This window comes from Telluria sp. AC161, from assembly GCF_979258535.1.
Genome location: NZ_OZ409861.1, coordinates 4,880,709 through 4,894,211, shown reverse-complemented (window position 1 = coordinate 4,894,211; position 13,503 = coordinate 4,880,709). Strand labels below are relative to the sequence as shown.

Sequence of the window (13,503 nt, the reverse complement as noted above, 5' to 3'; positions counted from 1 at the left end):
GATATTGTTGTTCTTGGGATGTGGCACAACCAGACCCGTTGAGATGAAAAAGACGGCCAGTATAGACTGGCCGCCTCTCATTCCGCCAATTTTACGGGCAGGTGAAGTTCAGCGTGAACGGCAGCGAGCTGACGTCGCCGCGCGGGGTGGTGGCGGTCACGTTGAACGTGGCCCGGCTTCCGGCCGTGCATGGCTTGGCACTGGTGGCATTGAGCGTGACCCGGTGCAGCGAGCCCTGTGGCCCGGTGCCTGGTTCAGCGAAAATGCTCGGGACCTTGGCCGGGCTGATTTCCACCAGTGCGGCATTGGCCAGGCCCGTGATCCCCACGGTCGAATCGGCCGGCAGCGGATTGCCGTTCAGGTCGGTCAGCTGGAGCAGGAACACGAACGGGTCATTGGCACTCGTGTTGCCCAGGTCGCCGGTCGATGGTGTCGTGCTGCCATTCACATAGGCGCGCGCCAGGGTTTCATCACTGAACGTGATCGTGGTCTTGGCGAACTGGGTGTTGGTGCCGTCGGTCGTGCTGGCGCAGATCGTGGCTACCCCGGTACGGGTGGTGTCCGGACTGGAGCCGGTGCCGGTATTGCATGGCGTGGCCGGGGTGCCTGGCGTTGCCACGCGGGGATTCTGGGTACGGAACGGTACCGAGCAACCACCGTTGACAGTGGTGCAGCCGCCGGTGCTCGACGAGCCAACGGCGCCCAGATTGGTCTGGAACACGACTGGCGTGCCGTCTGCTACTGGGTTGCCGAAGCCGTCGGCCAGCAGCACCGTGACGACGGCGGCCGGGGTGGCGGTGCCGCTGTTGTATGACCAGCCGTCCACGTTGCCCTGCGAGACGCCCAGCGAGAACGCGCGCTGCACCGGCAGGCCGGTGGTCACGACGATGGAGTCCGAGGCGGTCGAGATGTCCGCCCGGCCGGCCGTTGCGGTGCCCGGCAATACGGCCTGCACACGGAACGTGGTCGGCGTGTCGAGCGAATTGACGGTGGTGATGACTTCGCCGTTCTGGTCGGTGCTGTCGGTGACCTTGTTCAACTTGACGGCGCCGTTTGGCACGACGCTGAAGTTGACCTGCTTGCCAGCCAGCGGCCGGTTGAACACGTCGAACACGCGGAAGCGCAGTGTTGCCGTCTCGGTGCGGTTGATGCCGCCCTGGCCGCGAATCACGATCGATTTATCGGTTGGAATCGCTTCGACGAATTGCACCGACGACGCGCTTGGCGTGGCGATTGTCAGCGAGCCGGTGGCAGCCGTGGCGACGCCGTCGGCAGTGGCGGTGATCACGTCGTTGTTGCCGCAACCCTGATCGCGGTAGACCGCCTGGACGGTACCGTTATTGGTCGTTGCGGTAGCGGCCAGGGTCGCCTTGCCGGCGGTGACGCAAGCCGAGCTGAAATTGACCGTAACCTGTTGCGCCGTGTACTTGGCACCATTGGCCAGCAGGTCGACCGACACCACGCTGGAACCATAGGCCTCGATGCTGGCCGGTGCCAGTGTCAGCGCGCTGAAGGTCAGCGAGGTCGCGACGATCGAATAATTCGCCTCGCCCGTGATGGCGGCACCGGCCACGCTCGTGGTGGCGCTGACCTTGCCGGCGCCGCTGGCAGCCAGGCTGGCCGCGCGCAGGGTGATGCTGGCGGTGCCGGTGGCATCGGTCAGTGCGGTGCCGGCGCTCGGGGTGAATGCACCCAGCGCCGCATCGGTGGTGAACGTGACCAGCGCATTCGGCAATGGCTTCTTGTTCGCGTCAAGCACCAGGGCGCGCACCGTCAGCGGCGTCGCGCCGCTCAGCGAATTGCCATTCGCGAAGCTCACGCCGACGGTGGGCGTGGCCGGCGTGGCTGGCGTTCCCGGCGTCGTGCCGGTGCCGGTACCCCCGGTGGTGCCCGGGCTGCCGCCGCCGCCGCCGCATGCACTGAGGGTGGCAGCCAGGAGCAGCGCCAGGCTGCTGTAGGAGATTGTCTGGTTTTTCATATCGGTTCGTTGTTGTTATCGGTCGTTGATGAAACAAGAATCAGCGTGCGCCCGCCACGTTGTCGTTCACGATCTTCGGGGTGATGAAGACCAGCAGTTCGGTCTTGCTGCTTTCACGTGCAGTGGTCTTGAACAGGTAACCCAGCAGCGGCACGTCGCCCAGGAACGGCACCTTGCTCTCGTTGGTACGCTCGGTCTGCTGGTAAATCCCGCCCAGTACCACGGTGCCGCCGTTTTCGACCATCACCTTGGTCTTGACGTGCTGGGTATTGATGGCAAAGCCCGCGCGGGTGTCTTCGCCCTTCGAATCCTTGCTCACGTCCACTTCGAGCACCACGTTGCCGTCCGGCGTGATCTGCGGCGTGACTTCCAGGCGCAGATTGGCCTTCTTGAATTCGATCGCGGTGGCGCCGCTGCTGGTGCTGTTTTCGTAAGGCAGTTCGACGCCCTGCTCGATCAGCGCGACCTGCTTGTCTTCGGTGACCACGCGCGGGCTCGAGATGATCTTGCCTTTGCCGTCCGCTTCCAGCGCCGACAGTTCCAAATTCAAAAAACGGTTGGCCGCCGACGAGAACAGCGAGAACGCCAGCGACGAGGCGGGAATGCCGCCGATGCCGGCCGCCGGCAGGTTGACCATCGTCGTGTTGTTGAAGCTGTCGGCGCTGTTGGCCACCTGGCCCGTGGTCTGGCCCACGCCGACCAGGTTGCCGCCGATGGCGATGCGCTCGTTGCCATTGACCTGCCAGCCCGAATCGCCGCCGCGCATCGTGCGCATGTCGGCAAAGCCCAGCTTGGCGCCGAGGTTGCGCGAGAAGCCGTCATTGGCTTCCACCAGACGCGCTTCGATCAGGACCTGCTTCGAGGCGACGTCGGTTTTCTGGATCAGCTTGCGGATGTCTTCGATCTTCGACGCGATGTCGGTCACGAACAGCTGGTTGGTGCGCGGATCGATGATCGCGCTGCCGCGCCGGGACAGCACGCGGTTGCGGCCCGCATCGCCGGCAGCGCCAGCACCGGCGCCGACGCCGCCCTGGTCCAGGCCGAACACGTTGCGGAACGATTCGGCTTTCTGGTAATTGAGCTGGAAGATCTCGGAGCGCAGCGGCTCGAGTTCGGCGATCTGGGCGCGCTGCTCGAGTTCGAGCTTTTCCTTGGTCAGCAGTTCTTCCTTCGGCGCGATCCACAGCACGGTGCCGTTCTTGCGCATGTCCAGGCCCTTGGCGGTCAGGATCACGTCCAGCGCCTGGTCCCATGGCACGTCCTTCAGACGCAGCGTCAGAAAGCCCGCCACCGAGTCGCTGGCGATGATGTTCAGGCCCGAGATGTCGGCCACGGCCTGCAGTGCGGCGCGCACTTCGACGTTCTGGAAATCGAACGAGAGTTTTTCGCCGCGGTAGCCCTGCGGGTTGTTGCTCGAGCCGGGGCTGTTGCGGTTCGGGTCTTCCACGACCGGACGCACTTCGACCACCAGTTGCGAGTCGCTCTGGAATACCGACTGCTCCCAGGCGCCCTGCGCCTCGATCGTCATGCGCACGTTGTCGCCCTGGGCGCTGGTGGCCACGCGGGTGACGGGCGTGCCGAAGTCGGTCACGTCCAGGCGGCGGCGCAGCGATTCGGGCAGGCGCGCGCCGATGAAGTCGACCGTCACGCCGGTGCCGGTCTGGCGCACGTCGACGGCGACCTGGTTGTTCGGCAGGTCGACCACAACCCGGCCAGCGCCATTGGCGCCGCGCTTGAAATCGAGGTCGCGCAGTTGCGGCCGCGCGGCCAGCGCCGCAGCAACCGGTGGGGCGGGCGCCGCGACCGGCAGGCCGCTGGCGTTGACCGCGCGTGCCACGCCGCCCGTGCCTTCGACGGTCACGATGATCGATTTGCCGTCGATGGCCGTTGCGTAGTTCAGCGCGCGCGCCAGGTTGACGACCATGCGGGTGCGCTCGCCGGCCTGCACCAGGTTCAGGCTGCGCACGTCGCCCAGGTTCAGCTCCTGCATGTTCTTGCCGGTGGCGTTCGCGGTGGCGCCGAAGTCGAGCGCGATGCGCGCCGGGTTGGTGATGGCAAAACCGATCGGCGCGCGGCTTGGCGCATCGCGCATGGTCACGTTGATGACCACGTTGCTGCCTTGTTGGTTGGCCGTGATCGATTCGATCGCATTGCCCTGGGCCAGGGCGGCGCCGGCGCACGTCAACAGCACGAGTGCGGTGGCAGCGCGCGCCAGCCAGGCCGGCATGGCGAAGCGAATCTGGACGTTGGGGGTCATTTACTGCTCTCCTGGTTGTGCTGCAGCTCGATGTTGGCTAGTCGTTCCACCCAATCGCCGGTGGCGTCCTGCACCGATTCCCTGATTTCGATTGCCTCGTCACTCACGCGGGTGACGCGGCCATAATTCTGTCCCAGCCGCTGGCCGGGCCGGACGCGGTACAGCGCCCGGTCGATCTGCACCAGCGCGTAGCTCACGCCACCTTTTTTCATCGTGCCGACCATCCGCATTGTGTCGAGCGGGAAGTTCTCGAGCGGCTCTTTCGGGCGGTTCAGGTCAGGCTGGTTGGCGTTGGGGCTGGACTGCGCCATGCGCGCCAGTTCGCCCAGCAGCTTGGTCTGGTCGAACGGGTCGAGCGCTGCGCCCGGCAGGTAGGCGTGCGGCTGGAACGTCTTCGGTTCCGGCAGCGGCTTGACCTTCGAGACGGTGCGGCCCTCGACCTCTTTCATCCAGGCGCGCGTTTCGCCGACGCCCCCATCGCCGCAAGCGGCCAGCAAGGCTGCCATGGCGAGCAGCGCAATCACGTGAGCTCGTATCATCACTTGCCTTTACCCTTGCCTTTGGCGGCCTTCTTCTCGGCCGCGCGTGCGGCGCGCTGGGCGATCAGTTCTTCCTGGTCGAGATAGCGGAAGGTCTTGGCGATCGCCTCCATCTCGAGATTGCCTTCCTTGACGCTCACCAGCGACAGGTTGTTGAGCGTAACGATGCGCGGCAGATTGGCCATGTCGGCGGCGAACGCGCCCATGTCGTGGTATTGCCCGCTCACCTTGATACTGATCGGCAGCTCGGCGTAGTAGTCGCGCACCACTTCCTGGCCCGGCTTGAACAGCTCGAACTGCAGGCCGCGGCCCACGCCCGCCTGGTTGATGTCCGACAGCAGCGCAGCCATTTCCGACTTGCTCGGCAACTGCTTCTCCAGGCGCACCACGTACTGGTCGACCTGGGCCTTCTGCGCCTTGAGCGCTTCGAGGTTGATCGCCTGCGCCATCTTGGTTTCGTACTCGCTGCGCAGCCGCACTTCTTCCTGCGCGAGGGTTTCCTGCTCGGCGAACTGGTCGCTCCAGTAGAAGTAGTAACCCAGGCCGACCACCAGCGCCACCACGCCGGCCGCGCACAACAGGCGCGGCGCCAGCGGCCACTGGCCCGGCTGGCGACCTTGAAGGTCCTCGAATTGCGCCGCGAGCTGGGCAAACTGCGCCTTGATATCGATGTTCATGATTTCCCCGACGCGCCAGGTTTGGCTGCGGCGCCGTCTTCCTGCGCATCGCTGTTGCGGGCGCGCTTGATCGACACGGCCAGCGTGAATTCCACCACCTTGCGCGCGCTCTTGCTTTGCGTCATGGTGGCGGCGCGCACTTCGGTCAGGTCGGGCTTTTCCAGCCACGCCGACTGGCTCGACAGATTGCGCAACAGTTCGGCGACGCGCTCCTGCGACTGGGCGGCGCCGGTCAGGATCACGCGCTGGCCATCCTGCTTGACGGTCTTGAGGTGCACGCCGTCGGGCGCCTGGCGCACCAGTTCGTCGAGCAGGTAGACCGGCTGGTTGCGGTCGCCCTGCAAGTCTTCGACCGCCTGCTGGCGTGCCTGCAGGGCGGCGATTTCTTCCTTCAGCGTCGTGATCTCGCCGATTTTCTTGTCCAGTTCGGCGCTGGCCTGCTTGAGCACCTCGTTGCGCTCGTTCTGGACCGAAATCTGGCTGGCGTTGTAGCCACCCACCAGCAGCACGATGCCAGCGCCGACCAGGCCGCCAAGCGCCATCAGCGCCACGAACGCCGATTGCTTCTGCTTGCGTTTTGCCTCGCGGTGAGGCAGCAGGTTAATGCGGATCATCAGCCGAACCTCCGCAGCGCCAGGCCACAGGCGACCAGGTAGGCCGGCGCTTCCTGGCGCAGCTGGTGTTCACGCACGCCTGGGCCGAACGCCATATTGTCAAAGGGCGAGGCCAGACTGGTGGCGATGCGGGTGCGGCCGGCCACGATGTCCATGATGCCCGGCAGCAGCGCGCAGCCGCCGGCCAGGTAGATGCGGTCGATGCGCGTGTACGGCGTCGACGTATAGAAGAACTGGATCGCGCGCGTGACTTCCAGCGCTGCGTTTTCCAGGAACGGGGCGAGCAGGTCGGCGCGGTAGTTTTCCGGCAGGTCGCCCGCCTTCTTGCGCGTTTCGGCTTCCTCGAAGGCCATGCCATAGGCGCGCACGATGTCCTGCGTGAGCGTATTGCCGCCGAACGGCTGCTCGCGCTCGTAGACCGCTTCGCCATTGAACAGCACCGACACGTGGGTGGCCTGGGCGCCGATCTGGAACAGCGCGACGATCTGGTCGCGCATCAGGCCGGCGGCGTTTTCCAGCGCACTGCGCGCGGCGTACGATTCGATGTCCATCACGGTCGCCAGCAGGCCGGCACCTTCGGCGATGGCGATGCGGTCTTCGACTTTTTCGCGGCGGGCGGCGGCCAGCATCACTTCCATGTCGTCCGCCGAGTTGAGCGCCGGGCCGATCACGTCGAAGTCGAGGCTGACTTCATCGAGCGCGAACGGGATGTACTGGCTGGCTTCGGACTCGACCTGCACTTCAAGCTGGTCTTCCGACAAACCGGCCGGCAGGATGATTTTCTTGGTGATCACGGCCGCTGGCGGCATGCCGAGCGCGACGTGCTTGGCGCGCGTGCCGCTCTTTTTCCAGACCCGGCGCACGGCGTCGGCCACCTGGTCCATGTTTTCGATATTGCCATCGACCACGGCGCCGCGCGGCAGCGATTCGGTCGCATAGCGCTCGAGACGCACGAGTCCCTTGCCGGCGTCGGCCAGCTCGACCAGGCGAACGCCGGACGTGCTGATATCGAGCCCGATCATTGGCGGACTCGACTTTCCAAACAAGGAACCCAGATTGATCACCAAAACACTCCTTGACACCGATTGGGGCAGAATCTGGCTGTAGACGCCCTTGCAAGGGTCGTTGTCGTTAACCAAACACCTGTTATTTTCTTATAAAAATCCGATACTTACGTGAAAGCACCGTCTCGGATCGTAGCAATAAAGGATGATGCCGGACAAGATATTTCTACTTGGGAACATCAGAATGCGGGGCATGCGCACCACACTTTGTCGATTCGTTGCCAGCTAAATATTGCTCTGTAGTTCGATTAAGCTCGGGCCAGTATCGGGTGCCAAACTGCTGTCTTATAATGAGGCGGATCAACAAAGCGAAAGTCAGCATGAAAGAGAAACAGGCAGCACCTTCTTCCTCCTCGAAGTTCAGCCCAAAGCGCCTGATCCTCATTGCATTCGCCAGCCTGTTCGGTCTGGGTGCGATTGGCGTACTCGTGCTCGTGTTCGCCCTGGCCATGGCGTACCCGAACCTGCCGGCGCTGGACACGATCACCGATTACCGGCCCAAGATGCCACTGCGGATCTTCACGGCCGATAACGTCCTGATCGGCGAATTCGGCGAAGAGCGCCGCACGCTGGTCCACTTCAAGGACATCCCCGATGTTATGAAAAAGGCCGTGCTGTCGATCGAAGACGACCGCTTCTATGAACACAGCGGCATCGATTACCTGGGCATCCTGCGCGCGGCCGTGCGCAACGCCACCGGCGGCGCGCGCCAGGGCGCCTCGACCATCACCCAGCAGGTGGCGCGCAACTTCTTCCTGTCGTCGGAACAGACCTTCAAGCGCAAGGCGTATGAAGCGATGCTGGCCTGGAAGATCGAGAAGAACCTGTCCAAGGACCAGATTCTCGAGCTGTACATGAACCAGATCTACCTGGGCCAGCGCGCCTTCGGCTTCCAGTCGGCGGCCCAGATCTATTTCGGCAAGGACCTGCGCGACATCACCGTGGCAGAAGCAGCCATGCTGGCCGGTCTGCCGAAAGCGCCGTCGGCCTACAACCCCGTGGTCAATCCGACCCGCGCCAAGACGCGCCAGCAATACATCCTGGTGCGCATGCACCAGCTGGGCTATATCAGCGACGCCCAGTTCGCCCAGGCCAAGGTCGAGCCGCTCAAGATCAAGACCGACAGCGCCGCCTTCGGCGTGCACGCCGAGTACGTGGCCGAAATGGCACGTCAGCTGGTATACGAACAGTTCAAGGAAGACACCTACACGCGCGGTCTGAACGTGTTTACGACCATCACCAAGGCTGACCAGGATGCGGCCTACCTGGCGTTGCGCCGTGGCGTGATGGACTACGAACGCCGCCGCGCCTATCGTGGCCCGGAATCGTTCATCGACCTGCCATCGGGTAAAGCGGCGGCCGACGAAGCGATCGAAGCCGAGCTGGCCGAGCATCCGGACAGCGACAACATCATCGCCGCCGTCGTGCTGCAGGCGTCGAGCACGCAGGTCCAGGCAGCGATCGCGTCGGGCGAGACGATCACGCTGTCGGGCCCGGGCCTGGCGTTCGCCAAAGCCTGGCTGTCCGACAAGGCGGCGCCAAACCGGCGCGTGCGCCGCGGCGCCGTGATCCGCGTGATGCAGGACGACGAATCGAAGTGGCTGATCACGCAGATGCCCGAAGTGGAATCGGCCTTCGTGGCGGCCAATACCGAAGACGGCGCGATCCGCGCGCTGGTGGGCGGCTTCGACTTCAACCGCAACAAGTTCAACCACGTGACGCAAGCCTGGCGCCAGCCCGGTTCGTCGTTCAAGCCGTTCATCTATTCGGCTTCGCTCGAGCGTGGCCTGTCGCCGGCCACCATCATCAACGATGCGCCGATCAGTTTCGATGCCGGCCAGACCGGCGGCCAGGCGTGGGAACCGAAGAACTACGACAGCAAGTACGATGGTCCGATGACGATGCGCCGCGGCCTGCAGCAGTCGAAGAACATGATCTCGATCCGCATCCTGAACAAGATCGGCGCGCGCTACGGCCAGGAATACGCGGCCCGCTTCGGCTTCGATCCGGAGCGCAATCCAGCCTACCTGACGCTGGCCCTGGGCGCGGGTGCGACCAATCCGCTGCAGATGGCGGGCGCCTACGCGGTGTTCGCCAACGGCGGCTACCGCGTCAGCCCGTACCTGATCTCGAAGGTCACCGACAGCGACGGCAAGGTGCTGTCCGAAGCGCGGCCGGCGCGCGCGGGCGACGAAGCGAACCGCGTGATCGATGCGCGCAATGCCTTCCTGATGGACAGCATGCTCAAGGACGTGGTTCGCCACGGCACCGCGGTCAAGGCGATGGCCCTGAAGCGCACCGACCTGGCCGGCAAGACCGGTACCACCAACGACTCGATCGACGCCTGGTTCGCCGGCTACCAGCCAAAGCTGGTGGGCATTGCCTGGATGGGCTACGACAAGCCGCGCAACCTGGGCGCGCGCGAGACCGGTGGCGGCCTGGCCCTGCCGATCTGGATCGGCTACATGCAAAAGGCGCTGAAGGATCAGCCGATGGTCGAACGCGAGGTGCCGGCGGGCCTGGTGCAGTACGGGTCCGAGTATTACTACGCCGAGACGCCACCGGGCAGCGGCGTCGAAGCGCTCGACGTGGGCCAGCCGCCGCCGGCGCAGCAACAGCAGGAACGCGACGCGGTGCGCAACGAGTTGTTCTGATCAGCAGCTTGTAAACCGCCAATGGCGGCTATTGGTTATTGAAAGGTAGGGTGGACGGCTACGCCGTCCACGCGTTCAAACGAGGCTGGCTTCGTGGTGCGGCATTGTTCTTTGAACGCGTGGACGGGATACCCGTCCACCCTACCGGACCAAATAACAAAGGCGGCCAATGGCCGCCTTTGTTTTTAGTGCGAGATCGCGTTACACCAGGTTGACCGGCGCTCCGCCCTGCTCGCTCGCATAGCGCCCGAGCGCCGCAAAGAACTCGCTGTCGTCGCGCGTGTTGCGCCACTCGTCACCCACGCGCTTGTAGTGGTAGCCACCCGAGCGCGCCGCCAGCCACATCTCTTGCAGCGGGGCTTGGCTGTTGATGATGATCTTGGTGCCGTTGTCGATGAACTCGATTTCGAGCACATTGCCGCTGCGCTTGCACTCGACGTCGACGATGTCCTCGTCGTTCAGGCGATCGAAGGCCGTTTCGATCCGTTTCAGGGTCAGGTCGGCCAGGTCCAAAAATTCGGTTTCGGTCATGCTACACTCCAAATCTGCTAATCAAACCTTGATTCTAATCGTGAAGTCCTCCCTCGCGCTTCCTTTCGGCGCTGCGCTGCTCGCCGGAGCCCTCGCCGGCTGCGGCCAGACCGGCCCGCTGTACATGCCCAACCCACCCGCCAGGCCCGCGCCGGTCGTCGTCGACCAGCCAGCCCAGCCCGTCCCGTCGAACAATGCGTCCACCCCGGCGCCGTACCGCTAACCGTCCGCTTCCACCTTAGTTCCCACCTTATGCCCCATTTCTTGTACCAGGACGGCGTGCTGCACGCCGAAGGCGCTTCCCTGTCCGCCATCGCCGACGAATTCGGCACGCCGACCTATGTCTATTCCAAGGCCACGCTGCTCGAGAACTTCAACGCCTACCAGGATGCCTGCGCCGGCCGCGACGCGCTGGTCTGCTATGCGATGAAGGCCAACTCGAACCTCGCCGTGCTCGACCTGCTGGCGCGCCAGGGCGCGGGCTTCGACATCGTCTCGGGCGGCGAACTGCTGCGCGTGATCGCCGCCGGTGGCGACCCGGGCAAGACCATTTTCTCGGGCGTGGGCAAGACCGAGGCCGAGATGACGCTGGCACTGGAAAAAGGCATCCTGTGCTTCAACGTGGAATCGATCCCCGAGCTGCACCGCCTGAACGCCGTGGCCGGCAAACTCGGCATGCGCGCACCGGTCTCGCTGCGCGTGAACCCGAACGTGGACGCCAAGACCCACCCGTACATCGCCACTGGCCTGAAGGCCAATAAATTCGGCGTTGCCTTCGACGAAGCGCTCGACACCTACCGTGCAGCCGCTGCGCTGCCACACCTGGACGTGGTCGGCATCGACTGCCATATCGGCTCACAGTTGCTGGACGACGCCCCGCTGCTCGAGGCGCTCGACAAGCTGATCGACCTGATCGACACGCTGCACGCCGAAGGCATCCACCTGCACCACCTGGACATCGGCGGCGGCATCGGCGTCGACTACGGCGTGGCCGGCGACGCGCCGCCAGTGCCGGTGGGCGACTACCTGGCGCGCCTGTTCGCGCGCATCGACGCCTGGCGCGCAGCAAAGTACAACGGCCAGCCGCTCAAGGTGATCTTCGAGCCGGGCCGCTCGATCGTCGCCGAGGCCGGCGTGCTGCTCACGCGCGTGGAATACCTCAAACCTGGCGCCGAGAAGAACTTCTGCATCGTCGACGCCGCCATGAACGACATGATGCGCCCGACGCTGTACGGTGCCTGGATGGGCCTGCAGACAGTGACGCAGCGCGAGAGCGAAGCACTGATGTGGGATGTCGTGGGACCGATCTGCGAATCGGGTGACTGGCTGGCGCGCGAGCGCGAGCTGGCACTGGAACCGGGCGACCTGCTGGCCATGATGACGGCCGGCGCCTACGGCATGACGATGGCGTCGAACTACAACACGCGTGGCCGCGCAGCCGAAGTGATCGTCGATGGCGACGTCATCCACCTGGTGCGCCGCCGCGAAACGCCAAGCGAGACCTTCGCGCTCGAGACGCTCATCAAATAAAACAAAGCCCGCGCGATGCGGGCTTTTTTTATGGGCGTACTGGCTGCGACTTGCCCCTGACATTCCACCACACGCGCCATGCAAGCAGCAGCGCAATGATCGAGCCGAAGATGATCGGTCTGGCGAAATCGTTCTTGCCCTCTTTCATCCACCAGAAGTGCAGGATCGACAGCGGCGCGATCACGTAAATCAGGCGGTGCAGCCATTGCCAGCGCTTGCCGCCCAGGCGCTTGATCATCGCGTTGGTCGACGTAGCGGCCAGTGGAATGAGCAGCACGAAGGCGATGAAGCCCACCAGGATGAATGGCCGCTTGATGACGTCGGCCAGCATCGCCGGCACGTCGAAGAAATGGTCAAACCACAGGAATGCCGTGAAGTGCACGAGTGCATAGAAAAACATGAACAGGCCAATCATGCGGCGCAGCTTGACGAGCCAGTTCCAGCCCGTCAGGCGCCGCAGCGGCGTCACTGCCAGCGTGATGCACAGGAAGTACAGCGCCCATTCGCCGCTGCCCTTGGTAATCGCCGCCAGCGGATCCGAAAAACTGCCGCTGGCAGTGCCCCACACCAGGCGCGCGAAGGGGATCAACGCCAATACGAACACCAGCGCCTTGACCCACCCGACCTGTTTGCTGTTCAACCCCGCCATCAGAAATAACGCTTCAGATCCAGGCCGGTATACAGCGACGACACCTGGTCGTAGCCATTGAACATCAGGGTTTTGCGTTTCGGTGCAAACAGGCCCGATTCACCGATGCGGCGCTCGCTGGCCTGCGACCAGCGCGGGTGGTCCACGTTCGGATTCACGTTCGAGAAGAAGCCGTATTCGCGCGGCGCCATGTCGTTCCAGGCGGTCTTCGGCTGGCGCGAGAGCAGGCGAATGCGCACCAGCGACTTGGCCGACTTGAAACCGTACTTCCATGGCACGACGAGGCGCACCGGCGCGCCGTTCTGGTTCGGCAGCACCTGGCCATACATGCCCATCGTGAGCATCGTCAGCGGGTGCATGGCTTCGTCGATGCGCAAGCCCTCGACATACGGCCAGTCCAGCACGCCACTGCGCAGGCCCGGCATCTGCTTGGCGTCGGCCAGCGTCGTGAATTCAACGAACTTGGCGTTGCCGGTCGGTTCCACCTGCTTGAGCAGGTTCGACAGCGAATAGCCGACCCATGGAATCACCATCGACCAGCCTTCGACGCAGCGCAGACGGTACACGCGCTCCTCGAGCGGCGCGAGTTTCAGCAGGCTGTCGATGTCGAGCGTGAGGGGCTTCTTGACCTCGCCCTCGATGCGCACGGTCCAGGGCCGGGTACGCAGCGTGTGCGCGTTCTCGGCCGGATCGCCCTTGTCGAGGCCAAATTCATAGAAATTGTTGTAGCCGGCAGCGTCCTTGAACGGGGTCTGCTTTTCGTCGGTCGACAGCGCCACATTGGCGCGCGCCGCGAGCTTCTGGCCCGCAGTCTGGGCAAAGGCTTCGCGGTTGGCCATCTCCCAGACGCCGCTGCCGACAGCGGCCGTGGCGGCCATGCGGGTGATGAATTCACGCCGGCCGGTATAAATCTCTTGCGGCGTGATTTCGGAAGGGTACGGAAGATCGAGTCCGTTGGGATTGCGTTTGAAGAGCATGGCTGGCCTCGCGAGCTTGGGAAGCTTCACATT

The 13,503-nt window shown here is 64.2% G+C and carries 12 protein-coding genes; 3 read left to right on the top strand and 9 right to left on the bottom strand.

Features of this window, described 5'->3' with window-relative positions; translation table 11 throughout:
* Positions 1-91: 91 nt before the first annotated feature.
* The 6 genes from ACZ0AJ_RS21770 to ACZ0AJ_RS21745 are packed head-to-tail and all read right to left on the bottom strand — an operon-like array spanning position 92 to position 7,087.
* A complete protein-coding gene (locus tag ACZ0AJ_RS21770; RefSeq protein ID WP_499456465.1) occupies positions 92-1,978 on the bottom strand; it encodes an Ig-like domain-containing protein in 1,887 nt (628 codons plus the stop codon).
* Positions 1,979-2,018: 40 nt separating this feature from the next.
* Complete coding sequence (locus ACZ0AJ_RS21765; RefSeq protein ID WP_499456464.1) at positions 2,019-4,235, bottom strand: type IV pilus secretin PilQ; 2,217 nt, start codon at positions 4,233-4,235, stop codon at positions 2,019-2,021.
* Positions 4,232-4,759 carry a pilus assembly protein PilP gene (locus ACZ0AJ_RS21760; protein WP_499456463.1) on the bottom strand — a complete coding sequence of 176 codons (528 nt, stop codon included), beginning with the start codon at positions 4,757-4,759 and terminating at the stop codon, positions 4,232-4,234. The genes ACZ0AJ_RS21765 and ACZ0AJ_RS21760 overlap by 4 nt, the downstream gene beginning before the upstream one ends.
* A 14-nt stretch (positions 4,760-4,773) precedes the next feature.
* Complete coding sequence (locus tag ACZ0AJ_RS21755) at positions 4,774-5,451, bottom strand: type IV pilus inner membrane component PilO (RefSeq protein WP_499456462.1); 678 nt, start codon at positions 5,449-5,451, stop codon at positions 4,774-4,776.
* Positions 5,448-6,065: a PilN domain-containing protein gene (locus ACZ0AJ_RS21750; protein ID WP_499456461.1), complete on the bottom strand. Its 618-nt coding sequence runs from the start codon at positions 6,063-6,065 to the stop codon at positions 5,448-5,450. Before ACZ0AJ_RS21750 ends, ACZ0AJ_RS21755 begins: the two co-directional genes overlap by 4 nt.
* Positions 6,065-7,087, bottom strand: coding sequence for a pilus assembly protein PilM (locus ACZ0AJ_RS21745; RefSeq protein WP_499456460.1), 1,023 nt, complete (start codon positions 7,085-7,087; stop codon positions 6,065-6,067). Before ACZ0AJ_RS21745 ends, ACZ0AJ_RS21750 begins: the two co-directional genes overlap by 1 nt.
* Positions 7,088-7,449: 362 nt before the next feature.
* Between ACZ0AJ_RS21745 and ACZ0AJ_RS21740 the strand changes: the two genes are divergently transcribed.
* A complete protein-coding gene (locus ACZ0AJ_RS21740) occupies positions 7,450-9,783 on the top strand; it encodes a penicillin-binding protein 1A (RefSeq protein WP_499456459.1) in 2,334 nt (777 codons plus the stop codon).
* A 201-nt stretch (positions 9,784-9,984) separates the two neighbouring features.
* On the opposite strand, the gene cyaY is transcribed toward ACZ0AJ_RS21740, so the two are convergent.
* The gene (gene cyaY, locus ACZ0AJ_RS21735; RefSeq protein WP_258837190.1) at positions 9,985-10,314 is read right to left on the bottom strand and encodes an iron donor protein CyaY; all 330 of its coding nucleotides are present in this window, start codon (positions 10,312-10,314) and stop codon (positions 9,985-9,987) included.
* Positions 10,315-10,354: 40 nt separating this feature from the next.
* Between cyaY and lptM the strand changes: the two genes are divergently transcribed.
* Together lptM and lysA are read left to right on the top strand one after the other, a co-directional pair.
* Complete coding sequence (lptM, locus tag ACZ0AJ_RS21730) at positions 10,355-10,537, top strand: LPS translocon maturation chaperone LptM (RefSeq protein WP_499456458.1); 183 nt, start codon at positions 10,355-10,357, stop codon at positions 10,535-10,537.
* Between the two features lie 29 nt (positions 10,538-10,566).
* Positions 10,567-11,844 (top strand): diaminopimelate decarboxylase, encoded by a 1,278-nt coding sequence (gene lysA / locus ACZ0AJ_RS21725; RefSeq protein WP_499456457.1) that lies wholly within the window; start codon positions 10,567-10,569, stop codon positions 11,842-11,844.
* Positions 11,845-11,872: 28 nt separating this feature from the next.
* Here lysA and msrQ read toward each other — a convergent pair whose 3' ends face one another.
* Both msrQ and msrP read right to left on the bottom strand, forming a co-directional pair.
* Complete coding sequence (msrQ, locus tag ACZ0AJ_RS21720) at positions 11,873-12,493, bottom strand: protein-methionine-sulfoxide reductase heme-binding subunit MsrQ (RefSeq protein WP_499456456.1); 621 nt, start codon at positions 12,491-12,493, stop codon at positions 11,873-11,875.
* Positions 12,493-13,470: a protein-methionine-sulfoxide reductase catalytic subunit MsrP gene (gene msrP / locus ACZ0AJ_RS21715; protein WP_258837186.1), complete on the bottom strand. Its 978-nt coding sequence runs from the start codon at positions 13,468-13,470 to the stop codon at positions 12,493-12,495. The genes msrQ and msrP overlap by 1 nt, the downstream gene beginning before the upstream one ends.
* Positions 13,471-13,503 lie beyond the last annotated feature (33 nt).